The sequence below is a fragment of the Thermostichus sp. MS-CIW-15 genome, assembly GCF_054060575.1.
The window spans coordinates 1-17,898 of record NZ_JBSSDI010000004.1 but is presented as its reverse complement, the minus strand read 5'-3'; the positions used below and the strand labels follow the sequence as shown (position 1 = coordinate 17,898).

At 59.5% G+C, this 17,898-nt stretch carries 22 protein-coding genes; 12 read left to right on the top strand and 10 right to left on the bottom strand.

The features are described from left to right. Nucleotides 1–38 precede the first annotated feature (38 nt). The gene (locus ACVW0R_RS02195; protein ID WP_414405293.1) at nt 39–323 is read left to right on the top strand and encodes a hypothetical protein; all 285 of its coding nucleotides are present in this window, start codon (nt 39–41) and stop codon (nt 321–323) included. On the opposite strand, the gene ACVW0R_RS02190 is transcribed toward ACVW0R_RS02195, so the two are convergent. Together ACVW0R_RS02190 and ACVW0R_RS02185 are read right to left on the bottom strand one after the other, a co-directional pair. Further along, entirely contained in the window at nt 320–1,048 is a 729-nt protein-coding gene (locus ACVW0R_RS02190) for a 2-phosphosulfolactate phosphatase family protein (protein ID WP_011429547.1), read from the bottom strand. The genes ACVW0R_RS02195 and ACVW0R_RS02190 overlap by 4 nt on opposite strands. A gap of 46 nt (nt 1,049–1,094) precedes the next feature. After that, entirely contained in the window at nt 1,095–1,868 is a 774-nt protein-coding gene (locus tag ACVW0R_RS02185) for an ABC transporter permease (RefSeq protein WP_457501572.1), read from the bottom strand. Between the two features lie 59 nt (nt 1,869–1,927). Here ACVW0R_RS02185 and purS point away from each other — a divergent pair, with 59 nt between their 5' ends. Continuing rightward, complete coding sequence (gene purS / locus ACVW0R_RS02180) at nt 1,928–2,185, top strand: phosphoribosylformylglycinamidine synthase subunit PurS (protein ID WP_099812391.1); 258 nt, start codon at nt 1,928–1,930, stop codon at nt 2,183–2,185. A 52-nt stretch (nt 2,186–2,237) separates the two neighbouring features. Continuing rightward, nucleotides 2,238–2,915, top strand: a complete 678-nt coding sequence (purQ, locus tag ACVW0R_RS02175; RefSeq protein ID WP_099884213.1) for a phosphoribosylformylglycinamidine synthase subunit PurQ — start codon at nt 2,238–2,240, stop codon at nt 2,913–2,915. Here the strand turns inward: purQ and ACVW0R_RS02170 are convergent. The 3 genes from ACVW0R_RS02170 to psbB all read right to left on the bottom strand — a co-directional run bounded on the left by ACVW0R_RS02170 (nt 2,912) and on the right by psbB (nt 5,461). Further along, a complete protein-coding gene (locus tag ACVW0R_RS02170) occupies nt 2,912–3,319 on the bottom strand; it encodes a response regulator (RefSeq protein ID WP_099812393.1) in 408 nt (135 codons plus the stop codon). The genes purQ and ACVW0R_RS02170 overlap by 4 nt on opposite strands. A 397-nt stretch (nt 3,320–3,716) precedes the next feature. Then, nucleotides 3,717–3,815 (bottom strand): photosystem II reaction center protein T, encoded by a 99-nt coding sequence (locus ACVW0R_RS02165; protein ID WP_011429542.1) that lies wholly within the window; start codon nt 3,813–3,815, stop codon nt 3,717–3,719. A 113-nt stretch (nt 3,816–3,928) separates the two neighbouring features. Then, complete coding sequence (gene psbB, locus ACVW0R_RS02160) at nt 3,929–5,461, bottom strand: photosystem II chlorophyll-binding protein CP47 (protein WP_457501571.1); 1,533 nt, start codon at nt 5,459–5,461, stop codon at nt 3,929–3,931. Between the two features lie 362 nt (nt 5,462–5,823). Between psbB and ACVW0R_RS02155 the strand changes: the two genes are divergently transcribed. The 6 genes from ACVW0R_RS02155 to ACVW0R_RS02130 all read left to right on the top strand — a co-directional run bounded on the left by ACVW0R_RS02155 (nt 5,824) and on the right by ACVW0R_RS02130 (nt 12,044). Further along, the gene (locus ACVW0R_RS02155; protein WP_011429540.1) at nt 5,824–6,120 is read left to right on the top strand and encodes a 2Fe-2S iron-sulfur cluster-binding protein; all 297 of its coding nucleotides are present in this window, start codon (nt 5,824–5,826) and stop codon (nt 6,118–6,120) included. Between the two features lie 80 nt (nt 6,121–6,200). After that, nucleotides 6,201–6,308 (top strand): photosystem II reaction center protein PsbM, encoded by a 108-nt coding sequence (gene psbM / locus ACVW0R_RS02150; protein ID WP_011429539.1) that lies wholly within the window; start codon nt 6,201–6,203, stop codon nt 6,306–6,308. 352 nt (nt 6,309–6,660) lie between these two features. Next, nucleotides 6,661–8,505, top strand: a complete 1,845-nt coding sequence (locus ACVW0R_RS02145; protein WP_457501570.1) for an NAD(P)H-quinone oxidoreductase subunit F — start codon at nt 6,661–6,663, stop codon at nt 8,503–8,505. A gap of 18 nt (nt 8,506–8,523) precedes the next feature. Then, the gene (locus ACVW0R_RS02140) at nt 8,524–10,053 is read left to right on the top strand and encodes an NADH-quinone oxidoreductase subunit M (RefSeq protein ID WP_457501569.1); all 1,530 of its coding nucleotides are present in this window, start codon (nt 8,524–8,526) and stop codon (nt 10,051–10,053) included. 45 nt (nt 10,054–10,098) lie between these two features. Further along, nucleotides 10,099–11,409, top strand: coding sequence for a CO2 hydration protein (locus ACVW0R_RS02135; protein WP_099812397.1), 1,311 nt, complete (start codon nt 10,099–10,101; stop codon nt 11,407–11,409). A gap of 134 nt (nt 11,410–11,543) precedes the next feature. Further along, the gene (locus ACVW0R_RS02130) at nt 11,544–12,044 is read left to right on the top strand and encodes a fasciclin domain-containing protein (protein WP_099812398.1); all 501 of its coding nucleotides are present in this window, start codon (nt 11,544–11,546) and stop codon (nt 12,042–12,044) included. Here the strand turns inward: ACVW0R_RS02130 and ACVW0R_RS02125 are convergent. The 4 genes from ACVW0R_RS02125 to ACVW0R_RS02110 all read right to left on the bottom strand — a co-directional run bounded on the left by ACVW0R_RS02125 (nt 12,010) and on the right by ACVW0R_RS02110 (nt 14,629). Further along, entirely contained in the window at nt 12,010–13,143 is a 1,134-nt protein-coding gene (locus ACVW0R_RS02125) for a histidine kinase (RefSeq protein WP_011429533.1), read from the bottom strand. The two genes, ACVW0R_RS02130 and ACVW0R_RS02125, sit on opposite strands and share 35 nt — an antisense overlap. Before the next feature lie 146 nt (nt 13,144–13,289). Continuing rightward, nucleotides 13,290–13,472, bottom strand: a complete 183-nt coding sequence (locus ACVW0R_RS02120; RefSeq protein WP_011429532.1) for a DUF3285 domain-containing protein — start codon at nt 13,470–13,472, stop codon at nt 13,290–13,292. A 91-nt stretch (nt 13,473–13,563) separates the two neighbouring features. Next, nucleotides 13,564–14,142: a leucyl/phenylalanyl-tRNA--protein transferase gene (gene aat / locus ACVW0R_RS02115; RefSeq protein WP_011429531.1), complete on the bottom strand. Its 579-nt coding sequence runs from the start codon at nt 14,140–14,142 to the stop codon at nt 13,564–13,566. Between the two features lie 16 nt (nt 14,143–14,158). Then, nucleotides 14,159–14,629, bottom strand: coding sequence for a hypothetical protein (locus ACVW0R_RS02110; protein ID WP_011429530.1), 471 nt, complete (start codon nt 14,627–14,629; stop codon nt 14,159–14,161). Between the two features lie 459 nt (nt 14,630–15,088). Here ACVW0R_RS02110 and purN point away from each other — a divergent pair, with 459 nt between their 5' ends. Genes purN through trpD form a run of 3 tightly spaced genes read left to right on the top strand, consistent with a single transcriptional unit; the run spans nt 15,089 to nt 17,639 of the window. Then, entirely contained in the window at nt 15,089–15,751 is a 663-nt protein-coding gene (gene purN / locus ACVW0R_RS02105; RefSeq protein WP_011429529.1) for a phosphoribosylglycinamide formyltransferase, read from the top strand. Between the two features lie 26 nt (nt 15,752–15,777). Next, nucleotides 15,778–16,578 carry a PIN domain-containing protein gene (locus ACVW0R_RS02100; protein ID WP_011429528.1) on the top strand — a complete coding sequence of 267 codons (801 nt, stop codon included), beginning with the start codon at nt 15,778–15,780 and terminating at the stop codon, nt 16,576–16,578. Between the two features lie 29 nt (nt 16,579–16,607). After that, the gene (gene trpD / locus ACVW0R_RS02095; protein ID WP_011429527.1) at nt 16,608–17,639 is read left to right on the top strand and encodes an anthranilate phosphoribosyltransferase; all 1,032 of its coding nucleotides are present in this window, start codon (nt 16,608–16,610) and stop codon (nt 17,637–17,639) included. 13 nt (nt 17,640–17,652) lie between these two features. Here trpD and ACVW0R_RS02090 read toward each other — a convergent pair. Next, nucleotides 17,653–17,898, bottom strand: a 246-nt coding sequence (locus ACVW0R_RS02090; protein ID WP_457501568.1) for a zinc ribbon domain-containing protein, incomplete at its 5' end; no start/stop codon positions are given.

Sequence of the window (17,898 nt, the reverse complement as noted above, 5' to 3'; positions counted from 1 at the left end):
TGTCCAGGGATGTTCCCTACCTCGTCGGGAAGGGTTGTATGTACTACGAACAATTGATCAACATGATCCTGCGAGCCCGCGGCCAAAGCAGCCGCCACGGCCTGGATCAGGAAACTTTAACCCTCTACTCCGAAGGCCCCTACACCCTCTACAAGCTCACCTCCCATTTCGACCGCCGCTCCATTTTTGTTTTGGCCCAAAACCAGCAGGAGGTGTTTGTCTCCGGAGATGCGTTTCACAGCAAGTTGATCCCGGGAGAATGGCAGGAGTGGCTGCACCAGAAGGCTTTGGCTGTTGCCGCCGAGACACCCCAGGCCAGCTAGCCGGCGAGGGCCAAAACTCCGGGCTGAACCTGCTGGGGCACCACTGAGAGCCGATCCAACTTGGCACAATAGGCCAGGTCGCTGTCGTTTTCGGGGCTAATTGCCAGCAGCCGCTGCCCATGGCTGGAGCGCCGCAACAGGCCCAGGAGATTGTCTTGCCAAGTTTGGTAGAGGGCCAGGGCGGCTACTGCCTCGTCGTTGCCCAACTGCTCCCACGAGCAGCCCAGGCGATGCAGAACTGCCCCGGCACAGGCGGTGTCTTCCAAAGCAAACGCCCCTTCCCAGCCGGATCCCACCAGCCACACCTCGGCAAAAGCTCCTCGCCTGAGAAACTCCACTACCGCTCCCAAGTTCACCAGGGCCGCCGTGATCACCACCGGGATCCTTTCTAAGCGCTGCAGGGTGCGGGTGCCGTTGGTGGTACTCATGAAGATGCGCTGGTCCCGCACGCGCTCTGGGGTGTACTCGCGGGGGGAGTTGCCTAGGTCAAATCCCGTCACCGTTTTGCCGCCTCGCTCCCCGGCCAAGAGCCGTTTGGAGGCCGGCCAGCTCCGGCTGGCCGCTTGCAAGGACTGCAAGTCGGCAAACACCTCAACGGCCTCTGCCCCTGCCGCCAGAGCTGCGGCGATGGTGGTGGTGGCCCGCAGCACGTCGATGGCCACTGCGCAGGCTGGGATCCCTGCCGGAGGGACTTGCTCAGGGGTGTGGAAGTGGAAAAGTTGCATGAGAGAGGGAGCAAAAAAGGTTCAACTAGAGCCCCACGAGAGCTTATTAGAACTCACGCCGGGCAAACACCAGCACCGTCAAAATGAGCAGCAAAACGGTGTAGATCAGACCGTAAAGCGCGTCGCCAAGGAGCTGGGTGGGCGGAGGAATTTGGCCGTAAACGGCAGCATCTCTTAGATTAAAGCGCTCCAGATCCGGCAAGACCAAGTAAATGACCTCGAACACCTTGCCAAAACCTGCGTCTTCCACCAGCTTGCTTAACTGCAGCAGGGCGCGGCTGGCGTGGCCCATAATGAACAGGGCAATGGTGTAGAGGGTGGCCAAAATTGGAGAGGTAAAAACCCCAAACAGCAGCGCTGCCGCCACAATCAGCACCAGTTCCAAAAAGGTGAAAACTACTGCCCAGAGAATGGCCCAGGGGGAAATGGGGGCCTGCACCAACAGCAGGCTGAGCAAAAAGACGGTCGTCATTATGACCAGCAGCACCGACAGCAAAGCCGACAGGCCCAGATGCTTGCCGACAATAAACTCCGCCCGGCTCATGGGCTTGGCAATCAGCACATAGACCGTGCGCCTCTCGATCTCTTTATTCACCAGCCCGGTGCCGACGAAAATAGCCACCACCAGCGCCAGGAAGTGGATAGCGGCCAGACCCAGATCGGCAATGATCTTGTTGTGGGCCTGGTTGGCTACCTGGGGGATCAAAACGATGGCTCCCAACATGGCCACCGCAAACACCATCACCAGATAGAGAACGCGATCCCGAATCGTTTCCCGGAAAACATTCTGGGCAATGGCCACGACGCGCGCCGCATCCATAAGCTGACCTCAAGCAAGCGACATCCAGCTATACACTTGTAGAAGTCCAGCTTTATTCTATGCAGTTCCAGGCCCAGATTCAGATCCACCTGCGCCCCTCGGTACTTGATCCTGCTGGGGCTGCTCTCCAGGCTAGCTTGCATCAGTTAGGGCATACCCAGGTGCAGGGAGTGCGCATTGGCAAACACATCCAACTGCGGCTAGAGGCCCCTGACGCCGAAACTGCCCGAGAGCAGGTGAACGAGCTGTGCGAGCAACTGCTGGCCAATCCGGTCATCGAGACCTATCAAATCCAAGTGGATCCTGTAGAGAGTTGATTGCTCACGCCTAGCCCTCACCACCTTTTTGTTTTCACAGCAAGGGATCCCCATGGCCAAGGTAAGGTTTGGCATTGTCGTTTTCCCCGGTTCCAATTGTGACCGCGACGTGGCCTGGGTAACCCGCGGCCTCTTGGGCTGCCCGACGCGACTCATCTGGCACCGGGAAACCGATTTATCGGGGCTGGATGTGGTGGTGCTGCCAGGGGGCTTCAGCTACGGGGATTATCTACGAGCTGGGGCGCTGGCCCGTTTTGCGCCAGTGATGGGATCCCTGGCCGAGCATGGGGCGCGGGGGGGCTATGTCCTGGGCATTTGCAACGGCTTCCAGATCTTGACAGAAGCCGGTCTGCTGCCGGGGGCGCTGGTGCGCAACGCCAACCTGCACTTTATCTGCGACCGGGTAGGGATCCGCGTGGAGCGGCAAGACCTGCCCTGGACCAGCGCTTACCCTTGCGGAGCCACCCTGACCCTGCCCATCGCCCATGGGGAAGGCCGCTACGTCTGCGATGCCGATACCCTCAAGCAGTTGCAGGACAGGGGGCAGATCGTCTTTCGCTATGCTCCGGTCGCGCCCAATGGCTCGGTGGACAACATCGCCGGCATTTGTGACCCTAGCGGTCGCATCCTCGGCCTGATGCCTCACCCGGAGCGGGCGGCGGATCCCGACTTGCTGGGGCAGGATGGGATCCCCTTTTGGCAGTCCATTGTCCAAAGCCTGTCCAGTTAGCCCTGCTGGGCCTGAGCCAACACCCTGCGCACCTGGTTCACCATCTCCTCGTGATCCACCACCGGCTTGGCGATGTAGCCATCGGCCCCACTTTGAGCCAAAAAGGCCTCGCGGTCGCCCCGCATGGCATGGGCCGTCACCAAAATGATGGGAATGGAGCTGCTTTTGGGATCCCCCTTCAGCAGTTGGGCAATGCGGATCCCGTCCACGGCCTCGCCACGAAAGGTGCTTTGAGAAAGGGAGACATCCAGCAAAATCACGTCCACCTCGTGCGCCTGCGCCAGCCGTAGGATCTCCTCCACATCCTGGCTGTGAAAGACCTCAAACCCGCCTCGCCGCCGCAACACTTTGTCGAAAACGCGGGCGTTAATTGGATCGTCTTCCACCAGCAGCACTGTTGCCATCGCTAACCTGAAGTTGACTTGGTTGCGAACTCGAGCCGCAGCAATCCCCGTAGTTCTGGAAACCAGCCCGAAGCAATTCTAGCCATCCCATTCGAGCAGTGGGACAAGAGCTCCCCCTCCAAAATACTGATAACAAATCTCAATAAAGCTCAATAAAGTAGCGCCAGTAGCTACCCCCTCTGCCAGCAGGAGAGGACAGCTACCGTTTTGAAAACAGCTTTGCTGGGTTGCCTGGGGGATACTCTACCAGCCTGGAACCGAGCGCCCTCTGAAAACAAAACAAAAACAAGGCCGGGGATTTTTCCGGCCTTGTACGGGGTACAACTGCCGTCTCTTTTGGCCGCCTCAACCCACTCAACACTCTCAGCAAGCCGACAACAGCAGCCCCTGGCGCAGGTTACTTCTTCTGAATCCTAGGAGTTTCGCGAAAGGCGACGGCAAAAAACAGAAGGCCCAGCGTCAAAAACAGAATAAAGGTGTAGGTGATGGCTTCCATACCAACCTCCAAATCAGAATCCTAAGGGGGCTTGATTCCAGATTAGCTCAAAGCCGCCAGCACCCCCTCTCCCCAGAGAAACAGAGTGCCGGCGGTCATCCCGCGAGAAAGCCTTACGCTTCTTGCACCTTGCGCGTGGTGGGATCCCCCACTTTCTGGAAGACGCCGAATTCCACCATTTCCTCGCTCATGTTCGGGTCAATACCGGCGAACACATCCCGGAAGAGAGTACGGGCGCCGTGCCAGATGTGCCCGAAGAAGAACAGCAGCGCAAAGACCGCGTGGGCGAAGGTAAACCAACCGCGGGGGCTGGTGTGGAAAGTGCCGTCGGCCTTAGGCGTTTCACGGTCGAACTCGAAGAGCTGGCCCAACTGAGCCATACGGGCATACTTTTTAACCGTTGGCGGGTCAGTGAACACCTGACCGTCCAGCTTGCCGCCGTAGAACTCCACCGTCACGCCCACCTGCTCAAAGCTGTAGCGTGACTCGGCGCGCCGGAAGGGAATGTCCGCCCGCACCACGCCATCGGCGTCCCGCAGGATGACGGGAAACGTCTCAAAGAAGGTGGGCATGCGCTGCACCGTCAGCTCCCGCCCCTCGCGATCCCGGAACACTGGGTGGCCCAGCCACGCGATGGCAATGCCATCCCCTTTGTTCATGGGGCCAGCCCGGAACAGGCCACCCTTGGCTGGGTTGTTGCCCACGTAATCGTAGAAGAGCAAGGACTTAGGCAGAGAGTTGTAAGCCTCGCTGAGGGTCATCCCAGCTTCCACGGCAGCATTGACGCGCCGGTTAATTTCCTGGTTGAAATAGCCGGAGTCCCATTGGTAGCGGGTGGGGCCAAACAGCTCCACAGGAGTGGTGGCACTGCCATACCACATCGTCCCGGCCACCACAAAGCCGGCAAAAAACACGGCCGCAATCGAGCTGGAGAGCACGCTCTCAATGTTCCCCATGCGCAGAGCCTTGTAGAGGCGTTGGGGTGGGCGTACTGTAATGTGAAACAGGCCGGCAATGATGCCCACGATGCCCGCGGCAATGTGGTGGGCCACCACCCCGCCAGCGTTGTAGGGGTTAAACCCTGCCGGCCCCCACTCCGGCGCCACCGGCTGCACATGCCCTGTCGTCGCGTAGGGGTCGCTGACCCACATCCCTGGGCCAAACACCCCCGTCAGGTGAAAAGCCCCAAAGCCGAAACAAAGGATCCCGGCCAAGAGCAGGTGGATCCCAAAAATCTTCGGCAAGTCCAAAGCCGGCTCGCCGGTACGGGGATCCCGGAACAGCTCCAGATCCCAGTACACCCAGTGCCAGCAGGCGGCCAAAAAGAGCAAGCCAGACAAAACAATGTGAGCAGTGGCTACCCCTTCAAACGTCCAGAAGCCGGGATTGGCCACGCTCTCGCCGTAGATATTCCAGCCGCCCCAGGAGTTGACCACCCCCAGACGCACCATGAATGGCATGACGAACATGCCCTGACGCCACATCGGATTCAGGACAGGATCCGATGGATCGAAAATAGCCGTTTCATACAGCGCCATCGATCCGGCCCAACCTGCCACCAGCGCAGTGTGCATCAGGTGTACCGCGATCAGGCGACCTGGGTCATTTAATACAACGGTGTGGACCCGGTACCACGGTAGTCCCATAAAGCTCGATCCTCCACGTTCTCCAACACTTGCGCGATATCCAGTCAAAAAACTGAAGCCGACATCTTCACCTGGGATCCTTACCTAAGCAGTCTCTTCAGTGTCGAGGGGTGCCGCACCCACCTAACCCAAGAGCGCACCCAGTGAGGACATCGCTCTCAGGATTTTCATCACAGGCATCAAACAGTATAACGAAACGCAACTGACCTGAGCGGCTTCAGGCGGGATGCCCTCTTATCTGCCATCATCTTCCCAGATCTCTCGCCAAAGATTAAAAATATGATTTAAAGTGTAACAATACTTAGCAAACCCTGGAGCTTTCCTGGCTCAATCTGAAAGGTGTCGTGGTTTCGGGCGAGATTATGGCAACGATTCGCTTTGTCAACGAGAATAGAGAGATCGTCGTCGCGGAAGGCGCTAACCTGCGCTTGAAGGCGCTGGAGAACCAGATCGACCTCTACAAGATGATGGCCAAGCTGCTCAACTGCGGCGGCAACGGCCAGTGTGGCACCTGTGTGGTGGAGATCGTCGAGGGAGCCGAGAACCTCTCTCCCCGCACCGAGGCGGAAAACCGCAAGCTCAAGCGCAAGCCCGATACCTATCGTCTCGCCTGCCAGACGAAGGTATTGGGGGATGTTGCGGTGAAGACGAAACCCTAGAGCCGGCTTGGCCGCTTTTGGGCAAGGCGTACCTGAGAATGGTATGCTAGCTGCCAGTTGGGTTTGCGGCGTGTGCAGCTATGGAGACGAACTACCTGGGCCTTTTGGCCACCATTTTGGTTATTCTGGTACCCTCGATCTTCCTGGTGATCTTGTACGTGCAGACTTCCAGTAAGTCGGAGAGCTGACCTAGGCCCATGAAGGCAAGTCTTACCTCCTGCTGAGGAACCAAGGCTCACAGTCGACGATGACATCCAAAGCTCGACGGGGATCCCCGCTGGAAAAGGGGATCCCTCTACTTTTTGCGCCAAGCTGTCCCTTGGCCGAGGCCCTCTCCACCTGGAGCCCTCCGGCAACGGTTCCTGCCTGTCTGTGTTGCCTGCGAGAAGGTTTCCGCTTCCCTAGCTAGAAATCTATAGCCTTCATCGGAAAACTTGATTTTTGTCTATCCTAGTTTGCCACTAGGATGCCTCTTAAGATTTTTTACAGGATCTCAGTAGGCGATGGGGTCAGGCGGGATTCCTGGCCGTAAGGAGGATTATGAGTTTGGACGGGCTGGTCAGAACCGCGTGGTTAATTCCCCTCTATGCGCTAGTGGCGTGGCTGGGGGCGTTGATTTGGTCCCCTGGGATCACCCGGCGCACCGGCCCCCGACCGGCGGGCTATCTAAATGCGCTGCTGACCTTGGTGGCGTTCTTGCACAGTGTGGGGGCGCTGGTGGCGATTTGGGATCAGCCGGCGCAGGTGATTCGGCTGCCCTGGCTGCAGGTAGGGGATCTGGTGTTGGAGCTGCCGCTGCAGGTTTCATCGCTAACGCTGGGGGCCTGCGCCGTGGTGACGGGGCTAAACCTGGCGGCCCAGATCTACGGCTTTGGCTACATGGAAATGGACTGGGGCTGGGCGCGGTTCTTCTCGCTGCTGGGCCTGTTTGAGGGGGGGATGTGCGCTCTGGCTCTGTGCGACTCTTTGTTTTTCAGCTACGTCATCCTGGAGATTTTGACTCTGGGCACCTACCTGTTGGTGGGCTTTTGGTTTAACCAATCGCTGGTGGTAACTGGGGCCCGGGATGCTTTTCTAACCAAGCGCATCGGCGACCTGTTGCTCTTGATGGGGGTCATCGCCATCTATCCTTTGACGGGATCCTGGGAGTTTGAGGACTTGACGGCTTGGGCAAAGTCGGTGCAGGCAGGAGCTATCTCTGTGGATCCGAACTTGATCGCCTTGGTGGGGCTGGGGTTGCTGGCCGGCCCTGTGGGCAAGTGTGCCCAGTTCCCTCTGCATCTGTGGCTGGATGAGGCGATGGAAGGGCCGATCCCCTCTACGATCTTGCGCAATGCGGTGGTGGTGGGCACAGGAGCTTGGGTGTTGATTCGGCTGCAGCCGCTCTATGAGCTTTCCCCGACGGTGTTGCGGCTGATGCTGGTGATCGGGGGGCTGACGGCAGTGGGGGGATCCCTGGTGGCCCTGGCCCAAATTGATGCCAAGCGGGCCTTGTCCTACCTGGTGAGCGCCTACATGGGCTTGATCTTTGTAGCGGTGGGCACAGGACACACGCAACAGGCCTACCAACTGCTGCTCACCTATGCGCCGGCGATGGCCTTGCTGGTGATGGCGCTGGGCATGGTGATCTGGAACAGCATTACCCAGGATCTGCGCTATCTGGGGGGCTTGTGGTCGCGGCGGCCCATTTCCGGCCTGTGCTTTTTGACGGGGATGGCCGGCATGGTGGCCCTGCCGCCTTTCGGCTCCTTCTGGGTGCTGACGGATCTGTGGCAGCAGTTGGCGCAATCGGGGCAGGGGCTGTGGGCGGCAGTGGTGCTGGTCACCAACGCGGTAACGGCGCTGGGGCTGACGCGGGTATTCGGCCTGGTTTGGGGAGGCAAGCCGCAGCAGATGAGCGAGCGCTCCCCAGAGGTGCACTGGCCGATGATGTTGCCCAGCACGGCCATGATGGGGGTGACGCTGCATGTGCCGATGATTCTGGCGGCCTTGGATCTCTTGCCGGCTCTGCAGGGGATCCCGATTGCGGTGATGGCCGGATCCAGCTTGGCGGGCATCGCGTTGGGAGCCTGGCTGTACCTGCCGCGGGGGCGGCGGCCAGTGGACTGGGCTTTCTTGGCCGACTGGCAGGATCTGCTGGCCAACGACTTCTACACCCCCACGCTCTACCGCGCCAGCGTGGTGTTTGTGGTGCGCATCATTTCTGAGGTTACGGCCCTCTTTGACCGCTACGTGGTGGACGGCGTGGTGAATTTGACCAGTTTGGCGGTGCTGGCAGGCGGCCAAGTCCTGAAGTACACCACCTCCGGCCAGCTGCAGGCCTATGTGCTGACAATTGTGGTGGGGGTAGCCCTGCTGGGTTGGTGGTTCTCTAGGCTTGGGTAGGTCGAGGGGGTAAAGACCATGCTGAGTGCCTTGATTGGGTTGCCGATTTTGGGATCCCTGCTGCTGTTCCTGGGCTTGGGAGGGCGCAAGCTGGCGGTGGTCTTGGCCGGGATCCCGTTGGCCATCTCGCTATTTCTGTTTACCCGCTTCGACGTGCAGGCGACCGGCTTTCAGTGGGAGCAGCGGTGGGATTGGATCCCGCAAATCGGGCTGAGCTACTCCCTGGGCTTGGACGGGCTGGCTTTGTTGATGGTGGCCCTGAACGGGCTGCTCACTCTCATCGCCATTTTGACGGCTGAGCCGGAGACCAAGCGGCCCAATCTCTTTTACGGCTGCATTCTGCTGATGAGTGGGTCGGTCAACGGGGCTTTTGCCGCCCAGAACCTGCTGTTGTTTTTCCTCTTTTACGAGCTGGTGCTGATCCCGATCTACTTGCTCATTTCCATCTGGGGCAGCCCCAAGCGGGATTATGCCGCCATCAAGTTTTTGATCTACACCGCTGTTTCCGCCGTCTTCCTGTTGGGGGCGTTTCTGGCCGTCTACTGGCTGGGGGATCCCCATACTTTTGAGCTGGCCGAGATTCGCATCAGCTCCCTGGGCCCCGCTGCCCAAACCCTGGCCCTGTTGGCTTTGATTGTGGCCTTTGGCATCAAGATGCCGCTGGTGCCCTTCCACACCTGGCTGCCCGACGCCTACGGCGAGTCTTCCCCGCCGGTGGCGGTGCTGCTGGGAGGGGTGCTCTCCAAGTTGGGCACCTATGGTCTGTTTCGCTTTGGGCTGCAGTTGTTTCCCCAGGCTTGGGCCGATCTGAGTGGGCTGCTGGCCTGGTGGGGGGCTATTGCTGTGCTGTCGGGGGCTTTGGCGGCCATCGCCCAAAAAGACATCAAGCGCATGGTGGCCTACAGCTCCATCGGCCATATGGGCTACATCCTGCTGGGTATGGCGGCGGCCACGCCGATTAGCCTGACGGGGGCGATGGTGCAGATGGTCTCCCACGGCCTGATTCTGGCGCTGCTGTTTGATCTGGTGGGCCTGGTGGAGCGCAAGGTGGGAACGCGGGATCTGAACGTGCTCAACGGCCTGCTCAATCCTCTGCGCGGCCTGCCCACCGTGAGCGCCCTGTTGATCTTGGGCGGCATGGCCAGCGCCGGGATCCCGGGCTTGGTGGGCTTTGTGGCCGAGTTTTTGATCTTCCAGGGCAGCTACCAAGATTTTCCGTTGCCCACGTTGCTCAGCATCTGCGGCACCGGCTTGACGGCGGTGTATTTTGTGATTTTGCTCAACCGCACCTGCTTCGGCAAATTGGACAACCGCACCGCCTACTACCCCCGGGTGCAAGGTTGGGAGCGGATCCCGGGCTTTCTTTTAACTGCCTTGATCGTCTGGTTTGGGATCCAGCCCATGAACCTGGTGAAATGGCCCCAAACCTTGGCCTTTACTCTATCCACCCAGGTGGCTCAAGCCCAGACGCTTGTCATCGCGGAAGCCGAACATTCTTCTCCCTCCAGTTTGCTGCAGGGATCCCTGATGGACAACGCAAGCTCATGACTTTCTCCCCTAGCCGAAGGCAGTGAAGAGTTGGAGACTTTTTCCATGACGACGACCCTGGTTACGCCCAAGCTCCCCCCTTCCACCCATCCCTTTGCCGAGGTGGTGCATCGCCTCGAGGCAGGGGGATCGATGCTGCCGGATACGCCGGAAAACCTGATGCAAATTATCGGCCTCTACAAAGCCTATGCGGTGCCGATGGACTTTTACTGGCGCGATCTGCTCTACATTGCCGAGCAGGTGTTTGTGGATCCCTTGCCCTTTTTTAAGTTCATCATTCCCGAAGAATATTTGAAGCTGGCCAACCACTACGCGGGGGATAATGCCGATTTGCGCATTTGGCGCGGCCCCGCTACGGCCCACCCGGAACTGCTGGAGTTCATGGAAAAAGGGGAGCTCAAGCGCAAGCTGCCGCGGATTTTGCATCACCTTTGGCATGACCGCATCAACATGGAATTTGCCGAAGAATGTATGCGGGCCATGCTCTGGCACCGGGATATGGGAGGCCTGCTGGATCCCTATATGGATTCGGAAGAATACAAGCAAAATGCCGACCGCGCCATCCGCGCCTACTGCCAGGGCAACCCCCTTTTGACCGGCCTGTACAAGCTCTTTCCAGACATGTTTCTGGAACTCTGCCGCCAGGCCACCATGTATTCGGTGCTGGGCCTGTTTTGGGAGGTGATGGCCCCCGTCTTTTTTGAGATGAGCGATCTCTACGACGAGGGCAAAATCACCAGCGTGCCGGAGGCGATGAACTTTTTGGTTAACGGGATCTTCGCCGTTGCCGGGCGGCCCATTTATCACCGGGTGCGCATTCGAGGAGAGTGGTACGACATTGTGCCCAAATCCAAAGGATTCACTTGGCTATACGAGGCGGCTTTCCCCTATGTGGAAGCGGTGTTTTATCGCACCTCTCCCTTCCGCGGCACCAAGTCCTACAACGCCCAAGCCAACGAAGTTCCCACCAACCAATTGGATTTCCACTACGGGGTTCTCTACGCCGATAAGTTTCCGGTGGGCAGTGCCGGGATCCCGCCGACCCTTTTGCACCAGGATATGTACCACTTTTTGCCCCAGTATTTGGTGGAGTATTACCGCAAGCATTGCCGTGGTGAAGACGACATGCTGATCCAGCTTGGGATCAGCTTCCAGCGCTCCATGTACAACGTTACTTCAGCCGTGATCCAGGCGGGGAGAGCCGCTTTCTTGTATCCTCTGGACGATCCCAACCCGCGGCATTTGATGATGAACCGCCGTTATTTTGAGGGACAGCTCAATCGCTTCACCCGACCGGAATACGGCATCCGCGAGGCAGCCCGCCTCTCCTATATTCAGGATCAAAACTACCGCTAGTTGAGGACAATTACGCCGATTTCAGGTGGTCGGTTTTGGCTTTCCCTTTTCCCGATCCTGCTTGGACCCAACTGCTCTTCTGAACCTGCCGTCCAGACCTTTATTCCCACTTCAGCAAAACAAGGATCTTGGCCATGCCTGATATTGTCGATATTGCAGTTTCTGCTGAGGGTTTTTCCACCTTGGTTACAGCCGTGAAGGCGGCAAACTTGGTGGATACTTTGAAAGGCCCTGGCCCTTTCACTGTTTTTGCGCCCACCGATGCGGCTTTTGCCAAGTTGCCCCCCGGCACCATCACCACCCTAGTGCAAAACATCCCCCAATTGACTCGCATTTTGTGTTACCACGTGGTGCCCGGTCGCCTGAAAAAGGCGGATTTGGCCAAGTACCAGCGTGTAGGCTCGGTAGAGGGATCCCCCATCGATTTGTTTATCGAGGGGGACGTGTTTGAGGTGAACAATGCCACCGTTATCCAGGCGGATATCGAGGCGGACAACGGCATCATTCACGTCATCGACACCGTGATCCTGATGCGCCCCCACTGGTTCTGGCCGATCATGCTCTCGGGAGAAACAGGGAAAAGCGAGGGCCAAAGCTTGGCTAGCGACCGCAGAGTCGATACACCGGCAAGGTGAAATGAAAACTGCTGCCCTTGCCCAGGATCGATTCCACCCAAATCTGGCCATAGTGGGCGCGCACGATGCGACGGCAAAGGGAAAGGCCAATGCCATAGCCTTCCTGCTGTTGGTCGCGGGATAGGCGCACCGCATCGGAGAAGATGTTCTCTTGCTCGGCTTCCGGGATCCCAGGGCCGGTGTCGCTGACGGTCACCTGTACCTTTTGGCTGGTGCGGTGGAGGATGTTGAGGCGGATGGATCCCCCGGCGGGAGTGTACTTGATGGCATTGTCCAACAGGTTGAAAATAACCTGGCGGATCTTGTCGGGATCCACGTGAACTGTGGGCAGATCCACCGGAATATCGGCTTGAAACTGCAATTGCTTGGCTTGGATGCGAGGCAGTAGCTCCTCGATCACTGGCTGGCATAGGCTGGCCAACTGAGTTTCCACGGCTCGAATCCGCAGCTCCGAGGCACTGCCACGGGCCGACTCGAGAATATCGGTGATCATGCTGTCCATCTTGCGCAATTGCTGGCGGGCATGCTCGAACAACTGCCGCTCCACCGCCTTGTCCAGGGATCCTTCTCGCCCTTGCTGTAGGGTTTCGACCGCCAGGGCTGTAGCCGTCAGGGGGCTGCGCAAATCGTGCACCAGCATGGCCAGAACGCGGTCTTTGAAGTCCAACTGCTCCCGCAGTTGGGCGCGCTCCTGGCGCAGCGAAAACACCTCTTCCGACATTTGCAACAACGCCTCGGTGGTCGGGGGAGGAGCAGGATCTTGACCCGCCTCTTCCTGGTAGGAAACCAAAGCCGCCTGACCCTGCCAGCGGGGCCACCACACTTCCAACTGCGTCGCCAGATCTTCGCCCGCCAAGACCTGAGCCGGCAGGGGTTCTGCTTTCACCAAGGCTGGCGTCACCACCAACTTGTAGTGCTCTGCTAGGTAGGGGTGCTCCTCCAGCGGTACCACCTTCAGATGGGCAGGATGCTGGCCCGGCAGCCCCTGGATGTGCCGACGCAATTGCTCCGCCAGTTCCTCGATATTGGCTCGACCCTGAGCAAACAACAGCAGGCGAATGCCAGAACGGGTGGAGGTGCGATCTAGCGAAGTTTGCATAGGCAAAAGTCCCAAGGGCCAAAGATGAGGTCTGCAGCAGCAGAGGTTGCCGCCAACGAAACCCGGCTCCCTCGCTGCCCGTCCTTTACCTTCCTAACACTTAACTTTGGGAAAAGTTTAGGAGGGAACATCAAAGGCAGTGAAACTCAGTGAAACAGATACGCCAGCCCTACCAACACTGCCAGCAACCCCGCTGTTGTCAGAGTGAAGTGCAGGAGGGAGGTTTTGCCTTTACGCACCATGTTGCGCATGGCCAGGCGGGTATAGCTCACCTGAGGCGAGGATCCCTTCTCAACAGGGGTGGAGCTGACAGGAGAGGGCTGCGACATCGGGATGGCCGGAACAAAAGCTGAACACTACCTTTAACCTAGCCCAATCCACCCCTCTTGATAAATACCCCCTGCCCCCCAGGGCGCTGGCTCAGTCAAACCGGCAAGGGATCCGCAGGCACTGCTGCAACAGCTCCTGGTAATCCCGTCCGTCCATGAGAAAAGCCCCAAAGCGAGCCAGGTGCGGGTTCATCAACTGGGCGTCAAAAAGGCGAAAGCCCCGCTCCCGCAGGTGTTCCACCAGCTTGACCAGCGCCACCTTCGAAGCGTTGGGAATGCGGTAAAACATCGATTCGCCGATAAAGGCCGCCCCCAAAGCAATGCCCAGGATCCCGCCTGCTAGGGTGTCTCCCTGCCAGGTTTCAAAGCTGTGGGCAAACCCCGCTTGGTGCAGGGCAAGGTAGATCTGCTTTAATTCCGAGCTAATCCAAGTTTGGGGGCGAGCGGCACAGCCCTCCACCACTTGCTCAAAAGCGCCGTTGATCCGCACCTGAAAGCAACTGCCGCGCACCAAAGGCCGCAGCGAACGGGGACAGTGAAACCGCTCGTCCAAAGGGATCAGCGCGTGCTGCTCGGTGCCATACCAGGCCAGGGATCCGGTTTCTTCGTCCGCCATGAGGAAGTAGCCCTGGGCATATCCGGTCAGAATAGCGCCTATATCTACCTGCATGCTGTCTCTGCGCCTCTCAAGATTGCCATTCCGGCGAGAGGCTGGCAAAGTCTCCCGCATCGACCTTGGGGTGACAATCCACACAGCCGCTCACCCGCACTGGGTTGGGAAAGTCTACTTGCGGGTGCAAAGCGCGGAAGTAGCGAGACTCGGCCAGGCGATAGGGCACCGGTTCCCCTTGGCGCAGGGGACGGGAATTAGGCCGCAAATAGCCCCAAGCCAGTTGTAAAGCCACGCCGGTCAGGGGCTGGATCTGCTGGCCGTAGTGGTTGGGATCCTGTAGCAGCCGTCGCCAGGTTTCGGTGGGCAACACCTGAGCGGGCAGCGCCACATGGCAAGTGCCGCAACTGCGCACGTATTGGGCCTGCTCCAACTGGGCCTGGGTGAGGCTTTGCTGCGCTTGCGTCAGGGATCCCATCAATCCGACCAGAAGGACGATCAGGCCAAAAAGCCAAAATCGCCGCTGTCGCTTTCTCAAGGGAGCCATGCTCTCACACCAAGGTCAATGCTTTCCCAATTTAGACCAGCCCGCGAAAGATCCAGGCCCAGTTCCTGGAATTGGCTTGGCCTATCTTTGCAGAAACTCCAGAAAATCCCGCCACCAATTGCAGATCCCTTGCCACATCCGCAGCATTTCTTGGCGTATCTCTCCCGTTTCCTCCTGCAGCTAAGCCGGGCGGAGCTCGATAGCACCGCTGCGCCTGTCAAAGCGAGCCAGAGCTCCTCGGGGAGCCAGCATCAGTTTCTGCGATCAGCACCTCGTGCTTTTGCACAATTCAGTTCAGCGCTTTCAGCTCCTTGCCCAGGGTTTGAGCGGTGCTGGACAGGCTGGATAGCATCAGTGGCAGCCTAGTTTTTGGACTCTCTCTCCGACAAGAGCAGGTCGCAGCCAAATCCGGCTGGGTCTAAAATAGCGGGGCTGCGGACTCTCCCTCGAGTTTTTCGTATGGACTTGCCTAACCTCCTCTGGCCAGACCCCGGCGAGATCCCGGCTCCTCCCCAGCCGGGGATCCTGGGCATCTTGGCTTCCGGCAACGGCAGCAACTTCGAGGCCATCGCCCAAGCCATCGATGCTGGCGAGCTACGGGCGCAAATTGCCGTCGTGATCACCAACAATCCAGACGCCTACGTGCGGCAGCGGGCGCGGCGAAGAGGGATCCCTTGTATTCTGCTCAACCATCGGCACTATGCCAGCCGGGAGGCGCTGGACGCGGCCATCTTGCAAGTGCTCCAGGAGTATCAGGTGGAGTGGGTGATCATGGCCGGCTGGATGCGTTTGGTGACCCAAGTGTTGCTGTCTGCCTATCCGGAGCGGGTTTTAAACCTCCACCCCAGCCTCTTGCCCAGCTTCAAGGGCCTGCGGGCGGTGGAGCAGGCGCTGGAGTACGGCGTGAAAATCACCGGCTGCACCGTCCACCGGGTCACGTTGGAAATGGATAGCGGCCCCATTGTGGCGCAAGCAGCCGTACCGGTTTTGCCGGAAGATACGGTGGAATCCCTTTACCGGCGCATCCAGGCCCAGGAACACCGCCTCTACCCGCTGGCCATCCGCCTCTGTTTGGCCGAGGGATCCCGCCTCCCCAAGTTCTCGGAGAAGCTGCACAATTGAGGGTGAGCCCGCCGCTGGCGCCCCCTATGGCCGAAATCTCGCCGTTGCTCGTTTTCGACAGCTCTGCGATCCTGGCCGGTCGCCCGGCTCTGTGGCAGGAATGGGCCCGTTTTGGGGTGTGTGTGCTGCCCCAGGCGGTGATGGCGGAGCTAGAACGCCTAACCCGACAGGCCATCGACCCCCAAGAAGAATCGACAGCGCGCGCCTTCTTGCGCCACTGGCCCCGTTTGGGATTTGCCGTCTCAGAAGCCCGCGCCCTGGTGGGTGAAGTCAACGCCGGCGAGCAGTCGCTGCGAGTCCGCCTAGAGCAGGCCATTGCCGAGTGTGCCTATGCCCTGGCCCAACAGCAGCCGGGATCCCTGGTGGTGGTGGTGAGCAACGACCGACCCTTGGTCGAGCGAGTGCAGGGGCTGGGCCTTGCCAACCTCTGTGCCATCTCTCTGGCCGAGCTCAACCGGTGGATGCGCCAGCGCCAGCGCCCCCAGGCTGTGGCTATGGCTTGGAAGCGGCTGCCAGGGCCTCCCATTCCCGCTGCTCCGTTGCCCCCCTCCCCAACTTCTGCAAAACCACCCTCCCCCGCTCAAAAGGGCTCCCGACCTGTTCAACGGAGATCTCAGGTTGGATTCGCCTGGAAAAGCGTGCAAAACTCCCTGGCGCTGCTGCTGGCTTTGGCTTTCTTCTCGGCAGCAGGGTTGCTGGCCTGGCGTTTGTTGGATCCCACGGGGAGCGAAGGGATCTGGCGGCGGCTGCCCCTGTCTCGGACCCTTGGCTGCGCGATCTCTAGCCGCTTTGGCCGAAAGAGCCCCCGCAGACCTATGCTAGGATGAGGGCTTGCTGAAAACCCGGATCCCGCCCCATGACGGAAACGGCTGACCTTTGGCCCCAGCTTTTGGGACAGTTGCTGGAGCGGCAATCTCTGAGCGAAGCCCAAGCCGAACAGTTGATGAACGGCTGGCTGCACAACCAAGTGCCGGATGTGGTGTCGGGAGCGATTTTGGCGGCCCTGCAAGCCAAGGGGGTCAGCGCCAGTGAACTGGCCGGCATGGCGCGGGTGCTGCAGCGAGCTTCCCTGGGATCCCCCCTGGATCTGCCCCTGTTGGTGGATACTTGCGGCACCGGGGGAGATGGGGCCGGCACGTTTAACATTTCCACTGCTGTGGCCTTTGTGGTCAGTGCAGCCGGGATCCCGGTGGTTAAACATGGCAACCGCTCTGCTTCTGGCAAGGTTGGCTCGGCGGACGTGCTGGAGGCGTTGGGGGTGAACCTGAGCGCTGAGCCAGAGCAAGTGCGGGCGGCGGTGGCGGAAGTGGGCATCACCTTTCTCTTTGCCCCCCACTGGCACCCGGCCATGCGGGCGGTGATCCCCTACCGCCGCGCCCTTAAAGTTCGCACTGTCTTTAATCTCTTGGGGCCCCTGGTCAATCCCCTCTATCCCAACCGCCAGGTGATCGGGGTTTATGCCCCGGAGCTGGTGCCGGTGATGGCCGAGGCCTTGCGTCTGTTGGGGCGGGAAAGGGCCGTGGTGTTGCACAGCCGCGAAGGTCTGGACGAGGCCGGGTTGGATCAGCCCACCGATCTGGGCATCCTTTCCGGTGGGCTGGTACGAACAGAAGTTTTGAACCCGCGAGATTACGATCTTACGCCCGCACCTGTCCAGGCCCTCCAGGGGGGGAACTTGGCGGAAAATGCCGCCATCCTCGCCCAAGTTCTCCAAGGATCCGGAGCGCCTGCCCAGCGGGATGTGGTGGCCCTCAATGCCGCTTTGGCCCTGCAGGTGGCCGGAGCCGTTCCCGATTGGGGATCCGGAATTGCCCAAGCGCGGGAGATCCTTGCCAGCGGCGCTGCCTGGGATCGCCTGCAAAAGCTGGTCAATTTTCTGGCTTCGTGACGTACTCCCGCACTCATGCTGACGCATAGAGTGCGGGCTTCCCAGTGACTCCTGCCCGATAGCAGGACATTTCCTGAGCTTGAAGAACGGGACGCCCCACCGCTCTGGATTTGATGACTCTCGCCGAGTTGTGATCCCTGCCAATCCTCAACCCACAGTGCGGACAATCGTGCCACCGCTCATGCAGCTTTTTGGGCACCTCACGACCACACCCCGAGCACCCTTGACTGCTGCCGCGGGGATCCCCTGCAATCGTCAA

Excerpts from the sequence above, each read along its gene's own strand:
- ACVW0R_RS02195 (WP_414405293.1), top strand. The coding sequence starts at position 39 with ATGTACTACGAACAATTGATCAACATGATCCTGCGAGCCCGCGGCCAA.
- ACVW0R_RS02190 (WP_011429547.1), bottom strand. The coding sequence starts at position 1,048 with ATGCAACTTTTCCACTTCCACACCCCTGAGCAAGTCCCTCCGGCAGGG.
- ACVW0R_RS02185 (WP_457501572.1), bottom strand. The coding sequence starts at position 1,868 with ATGGATGCGGCGCGCGTCGTGGCCATTGCCCAGAATGTTTTCCGGGAA.
- purS (WP_099812391.1), top strand. The coding sequence starts at position 1,928 with ATGCAGTTCCAGGCCCAGATTCAGATCCACCTGCGCCCCTCGGTACTT.
- purQ (WP_099884213.1), top strand. The coding sequence starts at position 2,238 with ATGGCCAAGGTAAGGTTTGGCATTGTCGTTTTCCCCGGTTCCAATTGT.
- ACVW0R_RS02170 (WP_099812393.1), bottom strand. The coding sequence starts at position 3,319 with ATGGCAACAGTGCTGCTGGTGGAAGACGATCCAATTAACGCCCGCGTT.
- ACVW0R_RS02165 (WP_011429542.1), bottom strand. The coding sequence starts at position 3,815 with ATGGAAGCCATCACCTACACCTTTATTCTGTTTTTGACGCTGGGCCTT.
- psbB (WP_457501571.1), bottom strand. The coding sequence starts at position 5,461 with ATGGGACTACCGTGGTACCGGGTCCACACCGTTGTATTAAATGACCCA.
- ACVW0R_RS02155 (WP_011429540.1), top strand. The coding sequence starts at position 5,824 with ATGGCAACGATTCGCTTTGTCAACGAGAATAGAGAGATCGTCGTCGCG.
- psbM (WP_011429539.1), top strand. The coding sequence starts at position 6,201 with ATGGAGACGAACTACCTGGGCCTTTTGGCCACCATTTTGGTTATTCTG.
- ACVW0R_RS02145 (WP_457501570.1), top strand. The coding sequence starts at position 6,661 with ATGAGTTTGGACGGGCTGGTCAGAACCGCGTGGTTAATTCCCCTCTAT.
- ACVW0R_RS02140 (WP_457501569.1), top strand. The coding sequence starts at position 8,524 with ATGCTGAGTGCCTTGATTGGGTTGCCGATTTTGGGATCCCTGCTGCTG.
- ACVW0R_RS02135 (WP_099812397.1), top strand. The coding sequence starts at position 10,099 with ATGACGACGACCCTGGTTACGCCCAAGCTCCCCCCTTCCACCCATCCC.
- ACVW0R_RS02130 (WP_099812398.1), top strand. The coding sequence starts at position 11,544 with ATGCCTGATATTGTCGATATTGCAGTTTCTGCTGAGGGTTTTTCCACC.
- ACVW0R_RS02125 (WP_011429533.1), bottom strand. The coding sequence starts at position 13,143 with ATGCAAACTTCGCTAGATCGCACCTCCACCCGTTCTGGCATTCGCCTG.
- ACVW0R_RS02120 (WP_011429532.1), bottom strand. The coding sequence starts at position 13,472 with ATGTCGCAGCCCTCTCCTGTCAGCTCCACCCCTGTTGAGAAGGGATCC.
- aat (WP_011429531.1), bottom strand. The coding sequence starts at position 14,142 with ATGCAGGTAGATATAGGCGCTATTCTGACCGGATATGCCCAGGGCTAC.
- ACVW0R_RS02110 (WP_011429530.1), bottom strand. The coding sequence starts at position 14,629 with ATGGCTCCCTTGAGAAAGCGACAGCGGCGATTTTGGCTTTTTGGCCTG.
- purN (WP_011429529.1), top strand. The coding sequence starts at position 15,089 with ATGGACTTGCCTAACCTCCTCTGGCCAGACCCCGGCGAGATCCCGGCT.
- ACVW0R_RS02100 (WP_011429528.1), top strand. The coding sequence starts at position 15,778 with ATGGCCGAAATCTCGCCGTTGCTCGTTTTCGACAGCTCTGCGATCCTG.
- trpD (WP_011429527.1), top strand. The coding sequence starts at position 16,608 with ATGACGGAAACGGCTGACCTTTGGCCCCAGCTTTTGGGACAGTTGCTG.